At 43.4% G+C, this 23,828-nt stretch carries 15 protein-coding genes; 8 read left to right on the top strand and 7 right to left on the bottom strand.

Annotated features, from left to right (window positions below; genetic code table 11):
* Window positions 1-35: 35 nt before the first annotated feature.
* Window positions 36-1,111, top strand: a protein-coding gene (locus FTU82_RS03085; RefSeq protein ID WP_104487443.1) for an IS3 family transposase whose coding sequence is annotated in 2 segments (ribosomal slippage) — window positions 36-288 and window positions 288-1,111 — 1,077 coding nt in all. Because the reading frame shifts where the segments join, the coding sequence is not laid out codon by codon here.
* Between the two features lie 117 nt (window positions 1,112-1,228).
* On the opposite strand, the gene dhaK is transcribed toward FTU82_RS03085, so the two are convergent.
* The gene (gene dhaK, locus FTU82_RS03080; RefSeq protein ID WP_180085138.1) at window positions 1,229-2,959 is read right to left on the bottom strand and encodes a dihydroxyacetone kinase subunit DhaK; all 1,731 of its coding nucleotides are present in this window, start codon (window positions 2,957-2,959) and stop codon (window positions 1,229-1,231) included.
* A 286-nt stretch (window positions 2,960-3,245) separates the two neighbouring features.
* On the opposite strand from dhaK, the gene FTU82_RS03075 reads away from it, so the two are divergent.
* Complete coding sequence (locus FTU82_RS03075; protein ID WP_180085140.1) at window positions 3,246-5,360, top strand: nuclease-related domain-containing DEAD/DEAH box helicase; 2,115 nt, start codon at window positions 3,246-3,248, stop codon at window positions 5,358-5,360.
* Between the two features lie 55 nt (window positions 5,361-5,415).
* Here FTU82_RS03075 and metH read toward each other — a convergent pair whose 3' ends face one another.
* A complete protein-coding gene (gene metH, locus FTU82_RS03070; protein ID WP_180085142.1) occupies window positions 5,416-9,102 on the bottom strand; it encodes a methionine synthase in 3,687 nt (1,228 codons plus the stop codon).
* 533 nt (window positions 9,103-9,635) lie between these two features.
* On the opposite strand from metH, the gene FTU82_RS03065 reads away from it, so the two are divergent.
* Window positions 9,636-11,255: an inorganic phosphate transporter gene (locus FTU82_RS03065; RefSeq protein WP_005096235.1), complete on the top strand. Its 1,620-nt coding sequence runs from the start codon at window positions 9,636-9,638 to the stop codon at window positions 11,253-11,255.
* A gap of 163 nt (window positions 11,256-11,418) precedes the next feature.
* On the opposite strand, the gene FTU82_RS03060 is transcribed toward FTU82_RS03065, so the two are convergent.
* Both FTU82_RS03060 and FTU82_RS03055 read right to left on the bottom strand, forming a co-directional pair.
* Window positions 11,419-12,960, bottom strand: a complete 1,542-nt coding sequence (locus FTU82_RS03060; RefSeq protein ID WP_180085144.1) for a hypothetical protein — start codon at window positions 12,958-12,960, stop codon at window positions 11,419-11,421.
* A 219-nt stretch (window positions 12,961-13,179) separates the two neighbouring features.
* Window positions 13,180-13,797 carry a rhomboid family intramembrane serine protease gene (locus tag FTU82_RS03055; RefSeq protein WP_005096237.1) on the bottom strand — a complete coding sequence of 206 codons (618 nt, stop codon included), beginning with the start codon at window positions 13,795-13,797 and terminating at the stop codon, window positions 13,180-13,182.
* A gap of 159 nt (window positions 13,798-13,956) precedes the next feature.
* Here FTU82_RS03055 and nfuA point away from each other — a divergent pair, with 159 nt between their 5' ends.
* Both nfuA and FTU82_RS03045 read left to right on the top strand, forming a co-directional pair.
* Window positions 13,957-14,595 (top strand): Fe-S biogenesis protein NfuA, encoded by a 639-nt coding sequence (gene nfuA / locus FTU82_RS03050; protein WP_005096238.1) that lies wholly within the window; start codon window positions 13,957-13,959, stop codon window positions 14,593-14,595.
* Between the two features lie 193 nt (window positions 14,596-14,788).
* A complete protein-coding gene (locus tag FTU82_RS03045; protein ID WP_180085146.1) occupies window positions 14,789-16,888 on the top strand; it encodes a TonB-dependent receptor domain-containing protein in 2,100 nt (699 codons plus the stop codon).
* A gap of 37 nt (window positions 16,889-16,925) precedes the next feature.
* On the opposite strand, the gene FTU82_RS03040 is transcribed toward FTU82_RS03045, so the two are convergent.
* Window positions 16,926-17,927 carry a hypothetical protein gene (locus FTU82_RS03040; RefSeq protein ID WP_180085148.1) on the bottom strand — a complete coding sequence of 334 codons (1,002 nt, stop codon included), beginning with the start codon at window positions 17,925-17,927 and terminating at the stop codon, window positions 16,926-16,928.
* A 14-nt stretch (window positions 17,928-17,941) separates the two neighbouring features.
* Window positions 17,942-18,979 (bottom strand): alpha/beta fold hydrolase, encoded by a 1,038-nt coding sequence (locus FTU82_RS03035; protein ID WP_180085150.1) that lies wholly within the window; start codon window positions 18,977-18,979, stop codon window positions 17,942-17,944.
* 309 nt (window positions 18,980-19,288) lie between these two features.
* On the opposite strand from FTU82_RS03035, the gene FTU82_RS03030 reads away from it, so the two are divergent.
* Window positions 19,289-19,903 carry a carbonic anhydrase gene (locus tag FTU82_RS03030; protein WP_005096244.1) on the top strand — a complete coding sequence of 205 codons (615 nt, stop codon included), beginning with the start codon at window positions 19,289-19,291 and terminating at the stop codon, window positions 19,901-19,903.
* A gap of 43 nt (window positions 19,904-19,946) precedes the next feature.
* On the opposite strand, the gene FTU82_RS03025 is transcribed toward FTU82_RS03030, so the two are convergent.
* Window positions 19,947-20,576 carry an arylesterase gene (locus FTU82_RS03025; protein ID WP_005096245.1) on the bottom strand — a complete coding sequence of 210 codons (630 nt, stop codon included), beginning with the start codon at window positions 20,574-20,576 and terminating at the stop codon, window positions 19,947-19,949.
* Between the two features lie 11 nt (window positions 20,577-20,587).
* Here FTU82_RS03025 and FTU82_RS03020 point away from each other — a divergent pair, with 11 nt between their 5' ends.
* Window positions 20,588-21,313 carry an ABC transporter ATP-binding protein gene (locus FTU82_RS03020; protein WP_180085152.1) on the top strand — a complete coding sequence of 242 codons (726 nt, stop codon included), beginning with the start codon at window positions 20,588-20,590 and terminating at the stop codon, window positions 21,311-21,313.
* A 1-nt stretch (window position 21,314) separates the two neighbouring features.
* Window positions 21,315-23,807 carry an ABC transporter permease gene (locus FTU82_RS03015; protein WP_180085154.1) on the top strand — a complete coding sequence of 831 codons (2,493 nt, stop codon included), beginning with the start codon at window positions 21,315-21,317 and terminating at the stop codon, window positions 23,805-23,807.
* Window positions 23,808-23,828 lie beyond the last annotated feature (21 nt).

The raw sequence follows: 23,828 nt of genomic DNA, 5'->3' as shown, positions 1-23,828 counted from the left end.
GAATTTTCTCTTAAGATACAAGCAGGAGATTCTGCATGAAAACATCTAAATTTACTGACAGCCAGATCATGTCCATTTTAAAACAGGCGGAGTCTGGCACACCTGTAGCCACCCTTTGTCGTGAACATGGCATGAGTAATGCCACGTTTTATAAATGGCGTGCCAAATATGGCGGTATGGATACCTCATTGATGGCTCGACTGAAAGAGCTGGAAGCAGAAAATACCAGACTAAAAAAAATGTATGCTGAAGAGCGATTAAAGGCAGAGATTGTTCAGGAAGCAATGTCAAAAAAGTGGTGAAGCCATCTTGCCGACGTCAGATGGCTCAACAAGCCGTTGCCCTGCATGCGGTTAGTATCCGTTTAGCTTGTTCTGCATTTGGCATTAGTGAAACCTGCTACCGTTATCAGGCTAAACTTTGCGATGACAATGCATTAATTGCTAAACAGCTCATTGAACTCACTGAGGAAAATTCCGATTGGGGATTTGGTCTGTGCTTCTCATATTTACGACATGTTGAGAATCACTGCTGGAATCACAAGCGGGTTTACCGCATTTACTGTGAGTTGGCACTAAATCTGCGTATTAAACCGAGAAGAAGACTAAAACGGCACGCGCCTGAACCATTGAAAGAACCAATCCGAGAAAATCAGGTCTGGTCATTAGATTTTATGCATGATCAGCTGATCGATGGTCGAAAGTTCCGATTATTAAATGTGATTGATGACTACCGTCGAGAAGGCTTAGCGATTGAAGCAGGATTCTCATTACCTACAATCCGAGTTATTCGTACGTTGAATCAGTTGCTGGAGTGGCGAGAAAAGCCGTTAGTTATTCGGTGTGACAATGGCCCGGAGTTTATCAGTCATGAATTTGTACGCTGGGCAACTGAACAAGGTATTCGTATTGAATATATTCAACCAGGTAAGCCACAGCAGAATGCGTATATTGAACGTTATAATCGGACTATACGTTATAGCTGGCTAAGCAAGCATCTATTTGACACACTGGAAGAAGTACAAGATTATGCAACGAGTTGGCTGTGGCATTACAACTATGAAAGACCACACCAAGCAAACAAAGGAAGGCCACCTCTAATGGCTGCTTAACCTCTACTTTTAACTTCGGTTATTTATGGGAGGATTACCTGCTGTCTTGCTTGAGCACCGGCTGTATCCTGGAAATAAAAAAAGCCCCGATGATTCGAGGCTTTTTTAATAAATGATTTATTTAATATGTGCTGCAATGTCGCTAAAGATCACACCTAAACCATGTGCACCGGCATCCGGATAGCCCAAGCTACGGTCACCGACCGTACCGGCACGCCCCATACGTGCTACAATCTCTTGAGTCGATTCTGCACCTTTTACCGCAGCCGCTGCACCCAAGACAAAGTTTTCTTTAAAAGTCTTGCCGGTATTGGCAGACCATGAATCTGCACATGGTACTAGGGCATCAATCAGGGTTTTATCCCCCACCACGGCACCACGACCAAATGAACGCTCACCGGTCACTTGAATGCCTTTGACTGCCGCCTGCAACATTTCAGCAAAGTCAGTGACAGTTAAACTGGTTTTATCTTGAATGGCCTTACTCGCGGCACGGAAGGCTGAACCCCAGATTGGACCTGATGCACCGCCACAGTGTTCCATAATGATCATTGAGCAGTTCAGCATGAATTCATCCATATGCTGCGCTTGAATCAGACTTTGCCATTCACGTTTCAGCTGTTTAAAGCCTTTGGCCACGCTCATGCCAAAGTCACCATCGCCGGCATGGGCATCTAGCTCGCAGAAAGGCACTTCATTTTTAATAATGCAAGCCGCCATGACATCGACGACATAACGCATATTCTCAATCGTGAATTGCTCATTGCTGATTATTGCATGTTCAGGTTGGGTTTCAACTTCGGTATTGGCGCTGCGTTCAGCTGCTGCATTTTTTGCTGCAAATTCAAAAGGTAGTGCAGGTGAACCATCCGTTTTAAATGCAGGGGTATTGGCTTCTGCATCTAAATAGGTTTTCAGTTCAGCATCCAGAGCAAGTAAAGATACCGATGCACCGTTCATGTCGATACTGGTCATGTAGTTACCGACAAAAGTACGATAAATTTTGATGCCTTTACGTGCCAAATGTTCGCAAACATCGTTGTTAAAGACATACAGCTCCTGCATTGGCGTTGAACCAAAACCATTGACCAATACCGCTACTTCAGTCAGGTCAGGACGGTCAAGAAAAAGGTCATCGATAATACGTTGTGCCAGTTCTTTTGATGGCAATATTTTTTCACGACGAATCCCTGGTTCACCGTGGATGCCCACGCCGTATTCCATTTCATCATTGGCAAGAGTAAAGGTTGGTGTGCCCTTGGCAGGAACGGTACATGAGCTATAAGCAAAACCAAGACTAATGACATTGTCCGCAGCTTTTTGAGCCACAGCTTTGACTTCCGCAAGCTCTAAACCTTTTGATGCAGCTGCACCGGCAATTTTATGCACCAATACTGTACCGGCAACACCACGACGACCGACAGTATATAAGCTGTCTTTGACTGCAATGTCATCTGCTACTTTGACGTAATCCACGTTAATGCCGTCATCTGTTGCAAGCGCTGCACCATTCTGGAAATTCATCATATCGCCAGAATAGTTTTTGATGATCATCAGCACGCCTTTGTCTGTTGCGACATGCTGCAATGCTTTATAGACCTGAATTTGTGATGGAGATGCAAAGACATCGCCACATACGGCTGCGTCTAACATACCTGCGCCGACAAAGCCTGCATGTGCCGGCTCATGACCGCTGCCGCCACCACTGATCAGTGCGACATTATTATGTTTTGCTTTTCTTGAAATGATTTTGTGTGACTCGGTAAATGCGAGTTCTGGATGAGCGAGGACAAAGCCTTTGCACATTTCGACAACCAGGTTTTCAGGGTTGTTGATGAGTTTTTTCATTGGAACACCAAGAGTGATTGATTTGGGAGATAAATTTATTGCTCTATTATTATAGAAAGTAATGATTTTTGCAGAGTTAAAAATGTAAAAGCGGATAAATTTTAATGAATGAGTCAGAAAAATAACGTTTTTGATATGTATATTGTTTGATTTAATTTCTCTATTAAGAAGTAAAACCTATTACCTTTTACAAAGATGAACTGGAATTTGATTGTGCTATTAGATTAGTGAGCTTTCTTTGATATATCATTCAATTTATTAATTAAGATTTAGAGAAAATATTATCGTGGCTGAACTCATTCCTCCAAATATACAACACTTAAGATCTGCCAGTAGTGGGGAAAGGAAAGTTTACCAATTATTGGAACATATATTTCAAGATGAAAATGCTATTATCTGGTATGAACCGAAAGCATTAAATCGTTATACTGATTTTTTGGTATGGTTGCCAAAGCATGGTTTATTAGTAGTTGAAGTCAAGGATTGGTCAAAAGAACGATTTGAAACACTAAATCCAGATACATTCACAGGACATTTTTATAATAAAAATGACACTAAAATAGTGTCTGTTCAGAATCCTGAAATGCAAGTACGTAAGTGCATGCTAAATATTTTAAATCAATTCAAAAAGACTGCGATATTTTTACAAAAGAGTGGTCCCTATCAAGGAAATGTTAAGTTTCCGATCAGTAGTTGTGTGATTTATACTGAATTAAAACAAGAGGATGCTAAGGGGATTGGACTCAGCTTTCCAGCTATTAGCTCCGAGCATAAGACCATATACAAGGATGATTTACGTTTAGTTGCCGAAAATAAAACGTTTAAACAAAAATTAATTAAGGCTTTCCAAGATGTTGCATTTCCATTTGAACCTTTAACTCAGGCGGAAGAGAAATTTCTTCGGTATATGATTTTTCCGGAAATTCGTGTCAATGAGTTTAAACAAGATGAGCTATTTGCCTTAGAGCCACAAGAAATTAAAGCTTTAGATTTAACACAAGAATCAATTGCCAAAAATATTGGTGATGGGCATCGTATTTTAAAAGGTGTAGCAGGAAGTGGCAAAACTTTGGTTTTAGCATGCCGTGCCAAGTATCTAAAAACAATTTATCCTGACTATAAGATTTTAGTGGTTTGTTATAACAATTCTTTATGCAACCATTTAAAGCATATGTTCGGTGATGATTTTAATAAGAAAATTGAAGTTCTTAATTTTCATAGCCTTGTCAAGCAGCTAACTGGAGCGAATTTATCTATGCTGCTTCAGGAAAAGCAGTCCGAATATAATACCCGGGTGGGGCACATTTTACTGGATTACCTGGAAAAGAAGGATGTACTAGACGCTGAATTATATGACGCTATTCTGATTGATGAAGGACAAGACTTTGCGCAGGAATGGATTATTGGGCTATCTAAACTAGTGAAATCTGAGAGTAACAATATTTTGTTCTGTTATGACCCTGCACAAAATATTTTCAACCGCAAAAAGCCAAGCTGGCGCTCTGTTGGCTTGCAGGTTCAAGGTAAAAAACCAGTAGAACTATATAAATGTTATCGTAATACTAAAGAAATTTTAGATATTGCCAAAGCATTTTTGAATTCTAAACAACCGGATAGCTTACAAAATAATGACGAATACGATCGTATTTTAGATCCTGACACAGGCGAATGTAAAACAGGAGAATATCCAAGTATTTATCATAAAAATGATGTCCGTCACTTGGCCGATTTGATCGCTCGGAAAATTCGTCAATTGTTGCAATCAGAAACTGCATCAAGGGAGATTGCTGTATTACAGGCAAAATCAGCCGTATACGATATTTTTGTGAGTGAGTTGAAGTCAAAATTAAATACTTATATACCAAATGTTGAAGCAGAATTTATTTTTAGCAGCGTAGAGAAGAAGGCATTAGACTTAAATAAAAATTCAATTAAAATTATGAATGTGGAGTCATCCAAAGGTTTGGAGTTTCCACATGTTTTTTTCGTCGGGCTAGATTACATGCCACGACTCGGTGAAAATCGTGATTTAGATTCCGAGCGAAAACTTGCTTATGTGGGTATGACTCGTGCACAAAATAAACTATTTATCCTGGGATGTGAAAATAAAGGATTTCTTGCCGATGTTAAAAAGATCTATGAGCAAACAACTAGTTTATTGGACGTCGAAGAAAGCTCGGTGGAAGTTAGTATTGAAAAATCTGAAGTAACCATTTCCCAAGAAGATATAGAAAATATCAATGATTCAATGATTGGGCAAAAGTGGACAGAAGATGAGGAAGTTCGTCTGATTGATGCATTTATGGATGAAAAGCTGTCTATTAAAGAAATTGCAAAACGACATTCACGTAAAGAGGGTGGTATTCGTTCGCGATTGAGAAAGTTAAGACTAATTGATTGAAAAATAAAAAATCCCCTCAATCGAGGGGATTTTTCTTCTCTAAACTAGATGACTCTTAAACAATCGAATCATCCAAATTCGGCGCTAACCAACGTTTCGCTTCATCCAGCGTCCAACCTTTACGCTTCGCATAATCTTCCAACTGGTCGCCAGAGATTTTACCCACGTTAAAGTATTCAGTTTCAGGATTTGCATAATAGAAACCGCTGACTGATGAAGGTGGCCACATTGCAAAACTAGAGGTTAAGTAAGTTCCAATCTTGTCAGTTGTACCTAACCAGTCAAAGAGTGGCGCTTTTTCAGAATGTTCAGGACACGCAGGGTAGCCCGGTGCAGGACGAATACCGACATACTTCTCTTTAATCAAATCTTCATTCGACAATTGTTCATCTGCTTGGTAGCCCCAGAATTCTTTACGGATACGCTGGTGCAAATGTTCAGCAAATGCTTCCGCAAAACGGTCACCTAAAGCCTGCGCCATAATTGCAGAATAATCATCGCCTTTGGCTTTGTATTCTTGCGACAGCTCTTCCGCACCAAAGATTGAAACTGTAAAACCACCCAAATAATCCTGAGCCACATCTTTCTGTGCAATAAAGTCCGCCAAAGAATAGTTGGCTTTGCCTGTCACTTTATCCGACTGCTGACGTAGATGTTCAAAAGTATGGGTCACATTGCCATTTTCATCTGCCACAGCAACAGTGTCGCTTGCCACACGGTTGGCAGGATAAATGCTGAAGGTGGCACGCGCATCGAAACGTTTATTCTCGATGATATCTTTCAGCATAATTTGTGCTTGTTCAAACAAGTCACGTGCTGCTTCGCCCACTACGTCATCTTCCAGGATTTTCGGGAATTTACCCGCCAGACTCCAAGAAATAAAGAACGGTGTCCAGTCAAAATATTCCACCAAGGTTTCAAGTGGATAATTGGTGAAAGTTTTCGAACCAATGAAGTTTGGTTTTACTGGAGTGTGTGCACCAAAATCAATTTTAAAGCCATTTTCAATTGATTTTGCATAAGACAATTTGGCGGCTTTCGGCTGTTTATTGGCTAAACGTGTACGGATTTTTTCATAATCCGCCGCATAGTCCGTTGCCAGTTTTGGTTTCATCTCGGCAGAAAGCAATTGTGTTGCCACACCCACGGCACGTGAAGCATCAGCTGTGTAGTACACACCATCATTTTGATATTGCGGTGAAATCTTTACAGCGGTGTGGGCTTTAGAGGTGGTTGCACCACCAATCATCAATGGAATATTAAAGCCTTTACGCTGCATTTCTTTGGCAACAAAGACCATTTCGTCCAGAGACGGTGTAATCAAACCAGACAAACCGATAATATCGACTTTTTCATCAATTGCGGTTTGCAGGATTTTCTCGCACGGCACCATCACGCCCAGATCCACGATGTCATAACCGTTACAGCCCAGCACCACGCCGACAATGTTCTTACCGATGTCGTGTACGTCACCTTTTACCGTCGCGAGCAGGATTTTACCTTTGGCTTCAGCTTGGGTTTTCTCAGCTTCAATAAACGGATTCAGCCAAGCCACTGCCTGCTTCATCACACGCGCAGATTTTACCACCTGCGGCAAGAACATTTTACCGGCACCAAACAGGTCGCCAACCACGTTCATACCTGCCATCAATGGGCCTTCAATCACATCCAGTGGACGGGTTGATTTTAAACGGGCTTCTTCAGTGTCTTGGTCAATATACGTCGTGATGCCTTTGACCAGTGCATATTCAAGACGTTTTTCAACAGATTCATTACGCCATTCCAGGTTTTCTTCGGCTTTTTGCGTACCACTTTGACCACGATATTTTTCAGCGACAGCCAGCAGCCGTTCTGTTGCATCCTGACCACTTTCGCCTTGATTCTGGTTTTGAACCACATCTTCAACGGCAGCTTTTAATTCTTTATCAATGTCATCATAAATCGCCATTTGACCGGCATTCACAATCCCCATGGTCATGCCTTTTTGAATGGCATGGTACAAGAACACTGAGTGAATCGCTTCACGTACTGGCTCATTACCACGGAATGAGAACGAGACGTTAGAGACACCACCTGAAATCATGGCATGGGGTAGATTTTCTTTAATCCAGCCAGTCGCTTCAATGAAATCAACCGCATAGTTATTATGTTCTACAATCCCTGTCGCAATCGCAAACACGTTCGGGTCAAAGATAATATCTTCAGCAGGGAAGCCCACTTCATTGACCAGCACATCATAAGAGCGCTTACAGATCTCTTTTTTACGTGCTGCTGTATCGGCCTGACCATCTTCATCAAATGCCATCACAATCACTGCTGCACCGTACTGACGGCACAGGCGGGCACGTTCGACAAATTCGTCATAACCTTCTTTTAAGGAAATCGAGTTCACCACGGCTTTACCTTGCACGCATTTCAAACCTGCTTCGATAATCTCCCATTTAGAAGAATCGAGCATGATCGGCACACGTGAAATATCCGGCTCAGACGCAATCAGATTCAGGAAGTGCACCATGGCACCTTGTGAATCCAGCATGCCTTCATCCATGTTGATATCGATAATTTGTGCACCGGCTTCAACCTGCTGACGGGCAACATCGAGTGCTTCGGCGAAGTTTTCTTCACGAATCAGACGCAGGAATTTTTTCGAACCGGTGACGTTGGTACGCTCGCCGACGTTCACAAACAATGAATCCTGGGTGATGTTAAATGGTTCTAAACCGCTTAAACGACAGGCAGGCGCAATCTCAGGAATTTGACGCGGGCTAATGCCTTCCACTGCTTGTGCAATTGCGCGGATGTGATCCGGTGTGGTACCACAGCAACCACCGGTAATATTGATCAGACCGCTTTCCGCAAATTCTTTAATGAAAGCTGCAGTTTCTTCCGGTGTTTCATCATATCCACCGAAGGCATTTGGCAAGCCAGCGTTAGGATGTGCTGAAACAAAAGTATCCGCTACATCCGACACGGTTTTGACGTGTGGACGCATCGCATCTGCACCAAGCGCACAGTTAAAACCAATCGAGATCGGTTCTGCATGACGCATCGAGTTCCAGAACGCTTCTGCGGTTTGACCGGTTAAGGTACGGCCAGATGCATCGGTAATGGTGCCTGAAATCATGATTGGCAGTTCATAGCCCAGTTCTTTAAAGACTTCTTTCACCGCAAAGATCGCAGCTTTGGCATTTAAAGTATCGAATACGGTTTCAATCAGGATGATGTCGACACCACCTTCAATCAGCGCTTTGGTTGATTCAATATAATCCACTTTTAAGGCATCAAAAGTGATGTTGCGGAAGGCTGGATCGTTGACGTTTGGAGAAATAGACGTGGTACGTGATGTCGGACCAATCACACCTGCCACAAAACGTGGTTTTTCTGGGGTTGAATATTTGGCACAGGCTTCTTTGGCCAGACGCGCGGCTTCACGGTTAATCTCGGGAACCAGATCTTGCATATGATAGTCAGACATCGAAACCCGCGTACCGTTAAAGGTATTGGTTTCAATAATGTCGGCGCCAGCTTCCAAGTAAGCTTCATGAATACCTTGAATGATTTGTGGTTGTGTCAAAACGAGCAGGTCGTTATTGCCTTTCAGATCATAAGCCCAATCAGCAAAACGCTCGCCACGGTAATCGGCTTCTTCCAGTTTATGGCGCTGGATCATGGTACCCATCGCACCATCGATAATTAAAATTTTCTTGGCAAGAAGTTCTTTTAAGGTGGCAAGTGTCGACATTCAAACTTTCTCAGTAGAAATCAAAAAACATCGGCCATATTAGCAGAATTAATGCTTGAATTCTGCGCCTCCTTTCTCAGAATGATGGATATACATGATATGAAAATTTGATAAGTCAGTTAGAACAAGACAGGTTTTTGTTATCCGGTCTATGCAGTATTCAACTTTAAAATGGGATCTGGCTAAAACTGGCAAAAATATATTTGAAAAATTAAGCTGATGCTTTTATTCATGAAATTGTCATATTTATTGACTATGCTCTGTACATAGAAATTATTGTCATCTTAAGCGTAGAGGGAGTTTCAAAGCTTTAAGCGCAAAAACAGGACACGTTTTTGAGTTTTGAAAAGCTGGAATTTTATCTTAAGTTGATGATTTATTGAATCAAACAGCAGTGTTTTACTCGGGATTAAACAGGACGAACAGCAGTAAGAAAATCTAAATTATTGCTTCATATGACAGCAGTTTGTCATATAATTGTCACAATTTAACTGAACAATAGGGGAATTCTTGAATCCTCTATTCCTGCTTGCATGAATCCTAATCAAACTCCCATAGATTCAGCACACGAGTCGGCTTCGCACAAGTCGACCAATGTTCACGTGCCGACACCAAAATTCTTTATGCCAGTTTTTCTAACTGTCATTATCTCTACTCTTATTTATATCGGTTTTCAATTGTCTGCCGATTTAGCGCATGTTCCTGCACTGGGTTTATATTCAATTATTCTCCTGGCGACGGCATTGTTTATTGCGCTGGGCTTTGAATTCGTCAATGGCTTCCACGATACTGCCAATGCGGTTGCCACGGTCATTTATACCAATGCACTTTCTGCGCCTGTCGCTGTAATGTGGGCCGGTTTCTGTAACTTCCTTGGGGTTATGGTGGCCAGTGGTGCGGTAGCTTACGGTATTATTGCACTGTTACCTGTTGAGCTGATCATGAATGTCGGCTCCGGAGCAGGTTTTGCCATGGTGTTTGCCATGCTGATCGCTGCGATTGTCTGGAACCTGGGAACATGGTTTCTTGGTATTCCTGCATCAAGCTCACATACCCTGATCGGTTCGATTCTGGGGGTGGGCATCATGAACTACATTCTGCACGCGAGCAGCGGTGCATCGGGTATAGACATGGAGCAGGTGATGAAAGTCGGTAAGGCGCTGTTATTTTCGCCTTTAATCGGTTTTGCATTTGCCGCTGTGCTGTTCTTGCTGGTGAAAAAAATCTTCAAGAAACAGGTGGAGCTGTTCCAGCCACCTGAAGGTAATAAACCGCCACCCCCTTTAATTCGTGCCATTTTGATCTTTACCTGTACCGGTGTCAGCTTTGCGCACGGTTCAAATGATGGTCAAAAAGGCATGGGGCTGATCATGTTGATTTTAATTGGCTGTGTACCAATGGCGTACTCACTCAACAAAAACTTAGATCAACAGCATATCCAGACTTTTGGTCAATTGTCTGCGCAAACGGCCAATGCGATTTATCCAGACCATGCGGATATTGAAGATGAAAAAGCGCGTCAGATCATCACGACTTATATCCAAACCAAAGAAATCACCCCTGAAGTGGTGCCTGCATTGGCGAGCCTCACAGATCATTTAGGTGAAAAAGTCGGTAGCTATAGCAGCATTAGGGAAGTGCCTGAAGCACAGGTTTCAGAATTCCGGAATGACATGTACTTAAGTACCACAGCTTTCAAGCGTTTGGACAAAGCAGAAGCTTTACCAGCAATGACGGCTGAACAGGACAAAACGGTAGATCAATACCGCGACAGTCTGGATTCATTCTTGCAATACATCCCGACCTGGGTGAAAGTGGCTGTTGCTCTGGCGCTGGGTCTGGGTACTATGGTTGGCTGGAAGCGTATTGTGGTGACAGTCGGTGAGCGTATTGGTAAGCAGCATATGACCTATGGTCAGGGGATGTCTGCTGAACTGGTGGCGATGTCGACCATTGCGGCTGCGGATGGTTTTGGGATGCCGGTATCGACCACTCATGTATTGAACTCTGCGGTTGCAGGTACCATGGTGGCGAATAAGTCAGGTCTGAACTTCCAGATGGTGAAAACCATTCTGTCTGCCTGGGTTTTCACTTTACCCGCCACAATTTGTTTATCAGGTACTTTGTACTGGTTGTTACTTAAAGTTTTCTAATATTATTAGATAAGTAAAAAACGCTGCTTCGGCAGCGTTTTTTTATGAAGTTTTTTAAAATCCTCTCCCTTGGAGAGGGTTGGAGAGAGGGTTGGAGAGAGGGGGAGAATTTTGAATAAAAATAATATTGACTCTAGGAGAAGGGTAGAGTCAAGGAAATCAATTACTTCTTAAGCTTACTCAATAATCCCTTGGGTAACTTCTCTGTCGCAAAACCATACAGGGCAGCAAAAGGTAATGCAGTTCGCGCCAGATAAGCCACTCGCCACAAACCACCATGATTCGCACCCTGCATCATCAATTCCAGTGGATGATTCAGCTTCACTTCAGGATTGGCCACAGAGGTAGCATTACGCAGATCATGAATCCACAGGGCTGCCATCAGTGCATTTGTGGTTTCAGGTGCAAAAGCTTCGACATCAAACAGACTGGCACCGTTGAACGCGGCTTTTAATAGCGGATTCTTGGTGACTGAATACGTGGTTGTAGATGGAGCGATATTGATGCTGACACGTTGACCCTGAGCGCGAGCTAAAGTAGCACGCCATTGTTGAATGCGTTTGGCTAGTGCATAGTTTGGACCTTGTTCTACCACCAGACAGTCACAAATCCCATAAGACTGGTCACCAGATTGAATCAGCTCATGCGCATTTTTCTGAAAAAAGTGTTTGCGGCTTACAGTCGATACACCTTTGGAAATCAGTGTCTGTGCTTTCGAGCGCTCCGCATATTTCACTTTTGATGCTTCAATCACTTCACTTGGAACCGCATAGACATCGGTCGGGGTACACATATACATCAGGCTGGTATTGGCTTTTTGTTCGCTGACATATTTCATGATGGCATCCATCGCCATCGAAACACGGACATGCTTCTCGCCATCCAGATAGGCAATTGCGGCCAGATCCAGATCCGGCTCAAACTGTAATAGCCATTTAGCAATCTCGGGAATCCGAGTCAAAAGATTGGCACCGAGTTTTTCTTTTAGAACATCGTCAGGCGTATCTTCTGCAAGTGCTTCAGTACAGGGTGCATACAGCGTGGCATTGCCTTGGCTGATGGTATCGACAATCTTGCCCCAGACCCGGGTACTGGGCAGGTCAATCGCCACAATATTGGCTTTCCATTTTGCCAGCCAGGTCAAAGGGCCAGCTTCAGATGCAGCACCAAACAGCACCATGGTTCGATCTGACAAATCAAACCATTCTGGGCGCGCCACACATTCACGCAGGGCATTGGCATGGCTGCTTTCCATAATACCTTGGTTTTCCCAACGTTCAATCTGCTCCAATAAGGCATAGCCTTGCAGCTTCTGGCCGTGGTAGGGCACATACCATTCTGGTGCAGCCTGACTGCTTCCCGTCAATTTAAAGCTATGTAGTTGATCGGCGGGCAAGGTAAGGGCATCTTTCAGTAAATGCTTCTGGCCATCACGGTAAAATTCAAAGGTCTGATGCGCCTGTGCCAGACCATCTTCAGCAATTTTCAGGCTGGCTTCAGGCGAGCTTAGCCCTTGCTCGACCAGTTGCTTAAAATGCACGGTATATTGTTTGCGCCAGTTTTTTTCTGATTGTGCCTGTGCAGCACTGTGCTGATTCACATTGGCCAAAGCTGCTGCGATGATCGCGCGTCCTGTTTTTGAGCTACTTGGTTTTTGTTGATTGGACTGAAGCGGAAATTGAAGACCGTCTGGTGTAGTGGACATGCAAAATATCTCGTAAATGACAGTAATTAATATACAGATGTATACATTATCGCTGCAAAATTCACTCCAAGATTGGCAATAAGTGACATCATGACTTTTTAATATATTACGAGATGTTTCAAATAAATAAGAGAGCCATGGCGCTCTCATTTATTTTTAGCGGAAATATCAAGCTTATCTTATATGTAGCCTTATTTCTCTAGCCTTCAATAACCCTGATTAAAACGGAACCTGCATCAGTTTATTCAGGAAATGCGGAATCAGGCGTGGCTCCAGAATAATGGTCATGATCACGCCGTAGGCTGCTCCCCACAAATGCGCGCTATGATTAATGTTGCTATTGCCTTTTTTGCCTGACCAGATGCTATAGGCCACATAGAGCACGGCAAAAATAATCGCAGGAACCGGTATAAAGAACACAAAAATCAGCTTCCACGGCTCAAACAGAATATAGGCAAACAGCACTGCAGAGACTGCACCTGATGCACCAAGGCTGGCCCAACGCGGATTATTTTTATGGGTCAGATAACTTGGAATAATAGCTGCAATCAGACCGCCCAGATAGAACAGAATAAAACCCAGATCATATAAATACTGACGATAAAAGCTCTCGATCACACTGCCAAAAAAGAACAGGGTAATCATATTGAATAGCAGGTGAGTTCCATCGGCGTGAATAAAACCATGGCTAATAAAGCGGTCATATTGTCCACGTTGCAGTGCCGGTGGCCAGAAAATCAGGCGATTCATCACCGTCTCTTTAGAGAAGGCAATAAAGGACACAATACAGGTGATCAGAATAATGGTAACGGTGTGATTAAAAGGTAAATCAAGCATATAAAGTAATTCTAATGGTGCCTATTTGCCAATTATGATGCCATTAAAATTGCACTAAAGTTGTACTTTTATAATAAATCCGACAATTTTAGTTGATTTTTAAAAATTCCCCCCGATCTTCAGTTAAAATAGCCGTCTGAGCTTGAGGAAATTATTGTTATGTCGACTGAGAACAGCAGCACTCCAGTTGTTGGTGAAATTCCCAACTTATTGATTACACCAACAGCACAAGAGTATTTAAAGGATTTACTGGATAAACAGAACACCCCGGGTATTGGTGTGCGTGTTTTTGTAGAACATCCGGGTACTCCTCGCGCTGAATGTTGCATGGCCTATAGTGCACCTGATGAAGTTGTACCGACAGATTATAAGCAGGAATATCCTGAGTTCCCTGCTTTTATCGACTCGCCATCTATTCCGTATTTACTTGATGCCGTGATTGACTACAACAAAGACCGTTTTGGTGGTCAGCTGACCTTCCGTGCGCCAAACTCTAAAGTGCCACGTGTGGGGCCAGATGCATCGGTAGAAGAGCGTATTACCTATGTATTGCAGTCTGAAATTAACCCGGGTCTGGCAGGCCATGGCGGTAACTGTGCCCTGGTTGAAGTCAAAGAAGACCCAGAGCATGGCTTAACGGCGGTGCTTAAATTTGGTGGTGGTTGCCAGGGTTGTTCAGCGATTGATATCACCTTGAAACAAGGGGTAGAAACCACGCTAAAGCAGCATATTCCTGAATTGATGCATGTCGTTGATGAAACGGATCATAGCCAATCTGAAGGTGCGTATATGAAATAAGCTGTTCTATAGAACAGTTCATTTATCGCATTCTAAAAAACCTCGAACTTTCGAGGTTTTTTTATATCTGGCTTTAAGTTTAATAAATGTTAATGATAATAATTATTAATAGTAATTGCATTTGTGGAAATCCCTGTTACACTTCGCAACCGAATAAACATGATCTCTTCATAACTCTTAGGACGTGCAAGGTATGAATAAGCCCTTCTTAAAAACAACTTTAGCTTTCGCAGTATTTACAGCAATGACTGTTTCAGTCCAAGCGCAAGACCAAGTTACTGAAGAAAAAGAGGGAATCGTACAGGCTGATGCGACCAAATTACAAACGATTGTGGTGACTGCGAGTGGACAGGCAGTTGATGTTAAATCTGCGCCAGCTTCAATTAGTGTCATTACGGCAGAAGACATACAGAAACAGCCTGTTTCAAGTCTGGCCGATATCTTGAAACGCGTGCCCGGCGTAACAGGGGGCCTAAGTTCAAATGGGGCAGGTTCAAAAATACAATTACGCGGGATGCCTGACAATTACACGCTGATCTTAATTGATGGTAAACGTGTGGGCTCTTCTCGAGATACCAATTATCGTGCAAACCTAGGACATCAAGATCTAAACTGGGTGAGACCAGAAATGATTGAACGTATTGAGGTTGTACGTGGACCCATGTCTTCTTTATATGGCTCTGATGCGATGGGTGGAGTGATCAACATCATTACCAAAAAAATCCCTTCAGAATGGGGTGGCTCATTGACCTTAAACCATACCATGCCAACGACATCTTCGGATTTAGGGCGAACCATTCAATCAGGACTCGTGGGATATGGCCCTTTAACCGATACACTAGGTATGCGTGCCACAGTCGGGATCACTGAACAGGAAGCGGATCAAGGCTATCAAACCTCTGACCGTAATCTTCCCGGAATGGCAGGAAGTAAAGCAACCGGACAATCGGGTAGTCGTGATCAGAATGCGAACTTAAAGTTTGATTATACGCCGAACGATATTCATAGCTTATCTTTAGAGCTGGGTTATGGCTTGCAAGAGAATAATGCCTCGACCACGCCTCAGGTGGTGGATGGTAAAGAACAGGCTTTATTAGCATGGGGTCCATCTGAGTTAGAACATCGTTCAGTGTCTCTATCACATGATGCTCAATGGGGTTTCGGTGATTCAAAAATTACGGCTTACTACAATGATTATGATCAAAGTCAGGTGACAGAGACTGGGCCGACCACACAAAAATCCAAGGAAAGCATTGTAGAAGCTAATCTCAATATTCCGTTTAAATTAGGTGTGGAGCATGTTGCGACAGTGGGAGGTCAATGGAAATCAGAAGAACTGGTTAATACCCGTAATATTGGGCTGGCTATTCCAAGTTATGACGGCAAAGAATATGGTTCAGAGCTAGAAGGAGATACTTGGGCATTGTTCGTTGAAGATAAAATTGTTTTTAATGATCAAGTCAATTTGACCCTTGGTAATCGTTTTGATCATCACGATAAATTTGGCACACATAATAGTCCACGTGCTTATTTGGTGGTGCAACCAAATGATGCATTGACCATTAAAGGTGGTGTTGCTCAGGGCTTTAGAGCTCCTTCACTCAAAGAGAATACTGCAGGTGCAGCGACGCGTTCAGGGGGGAATGGATGTACATCCTTGAAACCTTTAGGCTATGTATCGGGCGGATGTTATATGGCGGGTAATGCAGACCTGCAGCCTGAAGAAAGTACCAACTATGAACTTGGATTTAATTTTGCTCAAAATGATTTTGATCTCGGTTTAACTTATTTCCACACAGATTTTAAAAATAAAATTGAATATCGTGCTTTAGGAGAAATTAATGGGGTGTGGTGGACACAATATCAAAATGCTGAAAAAGCGCGTGTACGGGGCTTGGAAGCAAGTGTGGCATTACCACTTTTAGAGAATTTAAGCTGGAAGACCAATGCAACCTATTATTTTGAATCAAAAAACTTAGTAACTGGCAGAAATCTTTCAACGATTCCCGAGTTATCCGTTTATAGTGCACTCAACTGGACCCCCACTGATCCACTTTCATTGGAACTTGCAGCGCAATATACCGGTGAACAATATACGGCAAGTATTGAAGATACGGTGGTGATGCAAAAACCACATACGGTATTTAACTTATCTGCGAATTATGAAGTGAACGATCAAGTGACTGTTAGAGGTGGTCTCAATAATTTATTTGATAAAAAATTAGTAAATGCTTCAAATGATTATTATCTGGATCGTCAGGAAGTCTTTGTCGGACTGACTTATAATTTCTAAACAATTTAAAAGCCGCTCTCGAGCGGCTTTTTAAACTTTATACTTTAAGAATCTTCAAAGTATCTTCTGAATAATAAAACTGTTCCAGATATCTGCGTGTACGTTCACGTAAATGACCTTGTGAAACCATCTGTTGAATGATCGGGTTCAACAATTGCTGTAATTCATGCTGGATTAAGGCTTCATCAATATTCAGATCACGCAGCAAGCTGTCAAAAGTATGTTCCTGATTGCGTACATACCAGGTATGAACTCCATCATGAACTTGCTGTTTTAGATAATCCGTCTGACGTAAATGATCCCAGATCTCATGTCCTAAACCGACTGTCTGATTTAAATCCTGAAGCTCAATATAATTTTTCAATACCGATACCGGCATATCTTTAATTTTATGCCAGAGATTGGCCTGAAAATGATAGAGTTTTTCATCATCAAAGTGCTGGTTCAGCACATGTTCACTCATCTGGCTCAGTTTTAAAATATTCTTTTGCAGATAACGCGCAATAGTACTGTCCAGATCCGTATCGGTGACATTTTCCAGTACCGACTTGCCCATTTTCATAAAACGGGAAACCCCGGGCACGCTTTTAGCGATGACAGAATTATCCAGATAATCCTGAATGGAATGCTGGATCAGTTGCGTGATCATGGCCGAAAATGCCGGATTATTCACGACGGTCTTAATCAGACGCTGACGATGGCCACTTTTACTGGCAACATATTGTGCGATTTTATCCACGGTCAGGACTGGAATCACATCGGCAATTTTGGTCGTATCGTTGGCCGGATGTACCAGTGCAAAACGGATATGCTCAGCAATCTGCTCAATCAGAAAGCTGCTGGCAGCAGTATCCAGAATCTGTTTTTGTAAAAGCTGATGAATCAGATCACAGCTCCATAGATCTTTCAGGTTCTGTTTACGTAAACACAGATAAAACGCATGAAACTCAGTTTGAATCGTTTCAGATTGAGAAAATGCCTGATCGAGAAAATCAAGTTGAGCATCGATCAACTGCTCAATCATCGGGTGTTTCTGCATAACGGCTCTGAAACTTAATTTAAAGGAATGAGTTTATCAGCAAGCGGGTTTTTTAGGGTCTGGGTCTTGGCCAGAAAAGGCAAATAATGTTGTGCCACCTGTTTTTCTGCTTCCAGAATCGGCATATGCCCGACATTGTTCAGAATCACCGGCGTTTCGGCACGTTTCAACAGGGCATGCAGTTCTTTAACCACTTCGACATTGATGATCCGGTCCTGTCTGCCCCATAAAATCAAGGTCGGTGCTTCAACTGTGCGGGTCAGGCGGGCAAAGGTTTCTGGTGTATAAATCCGGTTCAGCATCACGACCTGATCAATCGATTTACTGGTCTGCTCAGAACGTGAAATCAGCAGTTTTTCCTGTGCATACTGGAGCTGATAAGGAATCACCGGCGGGTTCTGCATCAGCTGTCTGGAGACATCTTGCAGATCACCGGGCTTGCTGACGATTAGGTCTTTTAGGGCTTGCGGGTCTTTGGTATAGGGCGTATTGCCCATTTTATACAGGCCGGCACTATTGATTAAAAACAGGCTTTGCGTATCGAAGGGATATTGTGAGGCATAGACCGTGGCAATCGATCCCCCCAGGGAATGTCCGGCAATATGTAAATTCTCGTCTACATTTAAGGTTTCAATGAATAAACGCATCTGAAAAGTCACATTGGGCACAGAAACATCGAAATTCTCCGGAACCTTGGTATCGCCGTTGCTCGGCAAGTCAGGAATAATCACATGATAATGTGGAGTCAGAAACTGTGCGACCCGATTCCAGTTATCTCGCGTTCCTGCCAGACCATGAATCAGCAGAATTGAAGGCTTGTTCTTGGCACCACCTTCACTGTAGCTCCAGGTCACATCACCGATTTTAAGTGTCTTGGATTGAAGTCCAGCCTGTGTTCGTTCCTGCAGCAGATGTTGTTGTAATATTTTGGCAGGCTTTTCATTCAGCTGGCTAAACATATATTGACTATGTGCAAAGCTCGGCAATGCCATCGTAAACGCGACTAAGGTCGAGCAGATTATTTTCGAGCGCAACTTTATTATTTTCTTCATTGGCACATTCCCCAAAAAATACACAGCGAGCAAATTGCTCAAATACTTCCATGTTGTAAATTTGCTATTTCAGTCAAATAAAAACATTATTCTTCATTCTATTTTAAATCAATCCTGGCGCTTGTCACCCATTAGTTTTTTGCTAGATTGCATTAAATGACTGGAAAATGTGATGTGCTGCACATAAAACCCCTGCTGAAATGAAATTAGATAAATGTTAAAAATTTAAGCAGCTAAGATTTTTTGCAAGTGACATTCAAAAAAACTGGCAGTAAAATATTGCAACTAAAACATCGGTGATAGAAAAGAATGCTCACAGCTCAAGAAGCTTTAGAACGTCTTAAACAAGGGAACCAACGTTTTGTCAGCGGTGATACCTCGCATCCAAAACAACTGAGCCACCAACAGCGCGCAGAAATGGCAGAGGATCAGAACCCATTTGCAATTGTACTGGGCTGTTCAGATTCGCGTGTCCCGGCTGAAATGGTTTTTGATCAGGGTCTCGGTGATCTTTTTGTGATTCGTGTTGCAGGCAATATTGTCGCACCATCACAGGTCGGGAGTGTTGAATTTGCGGCGGAACGCTATGACTGCGCTATTGTTGTAGTCTTAGGTCATAGTCATTGTGGCGCGATCCAGGCCACCATTGATACCTTAATGTGCCCAGATTGCCCGCCGTCGGCAAACCTGATGTCGATTGTAAATCGAGTACGTCCTTCTGTTGAAACCTTAATGCAAACTGAACTGAAAAATGACTTGGCAAAATTGTCCAAGCATGCCGTGCGTTCTAACGTATTTGCATCGGTTAACCAACTACGTCATGGTTCAGCAGTATTAGAAAACCTGATTGGGCAAGGACAACTCAAAGTGGTCGGTGCTGAATATTCACTGGAAACAGGTGAAGTATTGTTCTTTGATTTTTAGGCAAAATTTATTTAAATACAATCTAAAATAATTTAAAGGCGCTTTATAAAGCGCCTTTAATGTATGGATAGGCATTATTTAGCAGGATGGTTTGTGCCTTGGCATTTGGATGAATCAGATCCTTTTGCATCAGGGTTTTATTGCCGGCCACACCCTGCATAAAGAACGGTAACAATTTCACCTTATATTGCTGGCTCACTACCTTATAATTATTTTCAAAGGCCTTGCTATAGGCCTGTCCATAATTAGGCGGCATCTTCATACCAAATACCACGACTTTGGCCTTGGCTTTCTGGCTTTGCTGAATCAGGCTGGCTAAATTTTTTTGAATCATTTGCGGCGGCTGTCCGCGTAAGCCGTCATTACCACCCAACTCAATGACTACAAGGTCTGGACGATGCGTCTGCAACAGTTTCGGCAGTCTGGCCAGCGCTCCACTGGTGGTTTCTCCACTGACACTTGCATTGACCACTTTATGCTGTTTCGGATACTGTTGCTCTAAACGTTTTTGTAATAAATGTACCCAGCCTTGTTGTGGCTGAATACCGTAACCAGCACTTAAACTATCACCTAAAATCATAATCGTCTTTGCTGATACCCCGAGCGGTAACAGGCACAGACTGAGCAAAAACAAGTAAGACAATACCCGAGTTTTCTGATTAAGATCTTTCATATAGGACACGTATGATTCAAAGTAGCAACGATTCGAACATCATGCCACAGGCGATTATTTCTGCCCAGAAATTGACACAAAAGATACAACTTTCACAAAAACAGCTGACTATTTTTGAGGATCTTGATCTGGAGATTATGGCAGGCGAGCAGGTGGCAATTACCGGTCGTTCCGGTTCTGGAAAATCTACTTTACTGGGGATTCTGGCGACTCTGGATCAGGCCAGTGCCGGGCAACTCATGGTTTGCGGTGAATCGGTGTCTCATTTGAATGAAGAACAACGCGCGCTGGTCCGTTTGAGAAATATCGGTTTTGTGTTTCAGTCTTTTCAGCTGTTGCCACATTTGACTGCGCTTGAAAATGTGATGCTACCGCTGCGTTTACAGCCTGATTTTAAATATGCAGACGCTGAGCAGAAGGCACTGGCACTGTTGCACAAGGTAGGGCTGGATCGACAGGCACAGCAAACCCCGAAAGTGCTGTCTGGCGGTGAACAGCAGCGTGTGGCGATTGCGCGTGCATTGGTCAGTGAACCGAAAATCATTTTTGCTGATGAACCGACGGGCAATCTGGATGGTGAAACTGCCAAAGAAATTGAACAATTGCTGTTTCAACTGAACCGGGAGTTGGGTACGACCTTGGTGCTGGTCACCCATGACCGGAAACTGGCGCAGCAATGTCAGCGGCATTTCGAACTGTTGAATGGTCAGTTGATTGAACATCCGAGTGGAGGATGAAATGAATCCATTATTTCGTCCTTTACTGACGCAAAGCTTTAAAAGTACAGGGATTTATCTCTTAATCATTGCGCTGACTTTGGCAATTAGTGCCACTACGGCACTCAAGTTTAGCAATGAACAGATTCAAAATGCAGTCGCCTTGCAGGCAGCGGAAATGCTGGCCGGTGATCTGGTACTTTCAGACAATGAGCCTTTGCCAGAGCAGTGGCGTGATCAGGCCAAGCAGCTGGATTTAAAGCAGTCAGAAGTCACCTTCTTTAGCACTATGGCCTATACCGATGAACAGTTTGTCATGGTCAATGTTAAAGCCATTGATCAGGCTTTTCCCTTGCGTGGTGAGCTGCAGCTACAGCCAGCAAAAAACGCGATTCAGCCGGGTGAAATCTGGCTGAGTCCACGCGCCATGGACTTACTCAAAGTCCAACTGGGCGATCAACTGAATATTGCCGATGCCGCGTTTAAAGTCACCGCCAAAATTGAACAGGATTCCAATCAGGAGCTTGGATTCTCCGGCTTTTCACCGACTGTGATTATTTCTCAGACTGATGTGCCGCGAACCAATGCCATTCAGGTGGGAAGCCGAATTGAATATCGCTTACTGATGGCGGGCTCTCCTGAGCATACTCAAGAATATGAAGCCTTATTTAAACAGCAGGTCAAGTCAACAAACGGTTCTGCTGAAACACCAGCGGAAGTTCAAGAGCAGGAGTTTGAGGAGCAAAGTAGCCTCAGATTACGTAATGCCAGTGAAGGAAATACCCGTTTAATGAAGCCGATTGCCAATCTGGACACTTTCCTGCAACTGGCAAATATTCTGACCATTTTATTATGCGGCATTGCCATCGCCTTAACCGCGCAGCGTTATGTGCAGCAGAATCAGGATCATATTGCCTTGATGCGTTGTATCGGCGCGACTAAAAAGCAGATTCTAGCCGCCTATCTGGCCTTGCTGGGATTGGTCTTGTTGATTGCCATGCTGATTGGCACTGTGGTCGGGATCAGTCTGGGCTATGGCCTGTTACAGTTGATGTTGCAGCTGATTCCAAATTTTCAGATTGAATTTTCAGCCCTAGCAATGTTGCTCGGGCCATTACCAGTCGCGATGCTGACCAGTGCGGTGGTGCTGTTGGGCTTTGTCATGCCGAGCCTATTGCAACTGTTGAACACGCCACCAATTCGAGTAATCCGCCAGCAGGAAAAATCAGTGCAATCCATGCTGTGGATGCTGCTGACCGGAACGCTGAGCCTGATTATTTTTAGCGTGATTCTAACCGAAAATCTGCTCCTGACTGCCTGGGTGATTGGCGCGATTATTGTGTTATGTGCAGTGTTGTATCTGACGGTATGGTTGATCTTAAAACTGCTGCGCAATCAGAAATTGAATCTGTCAGCCTATGTACGAACACCATCTCAAACAGCCTTACAGATTACCGCTTTAGCCTTGGGTCTTAGTCTGATTACAGTATTAGCCGTATTGCGCACAGACCTATTAGAGCGTTGGCAGCAACAGTTGCCGCAAGGTACACCAAATCAGTTTGTGTATGGTTTGCCGCCGTTTGACATGCCAGACCTAAAAGCTCAAATTGAGCAGAATGGCTGGAAAAGTACACCATTGTATCCGAACGTTCGTGGGCGTCTGGTGGCTAAAAATGATCAGCCTTTTGCTCCAGAATTAGTCAAAAGCAATAATACTTTAAAACGCGAGCTGAACCTGACCCAGTCCGACAGCTATCCACAGGATAATGTGATTATTCGTGGTGACGCAGTTTTGCAACAGGTCGGCACGGTATCGGTCGAAGCCAATACTGCTGAAGAATTAGGCATCAAGATTGGCGACAAGCTCAGTTTTAGTTTGCCCGAAGGTGTGCTGGAAGCGAAGGTTATCAATTTAAGAACGGTCGAGTGGGAAAGTTTTAGTCCGAATTTCTTCTTTATTTTTGCCCCGAATAGCATGGATGCCAATGCCGGAAGTTATCTGGGCAGTTTCTATGTGCCGGAACAAGATAAGGACAAACTGGTGTCTGTGATCCAGCAATTTTCCAATACGGTGTTTATTGATGTCAGCCTGATTCTGGAAGAGATCAAGCGTATTGTGAATGTACTGGTGCAGATCGTGACGATTCTGGCCGTGTTGGTTAGTATCTCCGGTTTTCTGGTACTGATGGCTTGTCTGAACCTGCTCATGGATGAACGCAAACGTGAAGTGGCCTTGCTACGGTCATTTGGCAGCTCCAAACAAAAACTGAAAACCATGATGAGTCTGGAAATTGGTTTTATCGGACTGTTTGCCGGAGTGGTTTCCTGTCTGTTTGCCGAAGTGATTAGCGCAATCGCCAGTTATCGTATGGATTTAATGATTCAGCCACACTGGGAAATCTGGATTATCCTGCCGATTTTCATGACTGTGTTATGTGCGCTGATTGGCCGTTATCGTCTGAGCTATCTGTCGGACATTCCGCCCTTACAAAGCTTGCGTGAGATGAATCAGTAAGATTCATCTCCATGGCTTTTT

The sequence above is a fragment of the Acinetobacter sp. YH12151 genome (assembly GCF_013418355.1).
GTDB lineage: Bacteria > Pseudomonadota > Gammaproteobacteria > Pseudomonadales > Moraxellaceae > Acinetobacter > Acinetobacter pseudolwoffii.
Note: the sequence above shows the minus strand (reverse complement) of the source record. Positions and strands in the feature narration are given on the sequence as shown.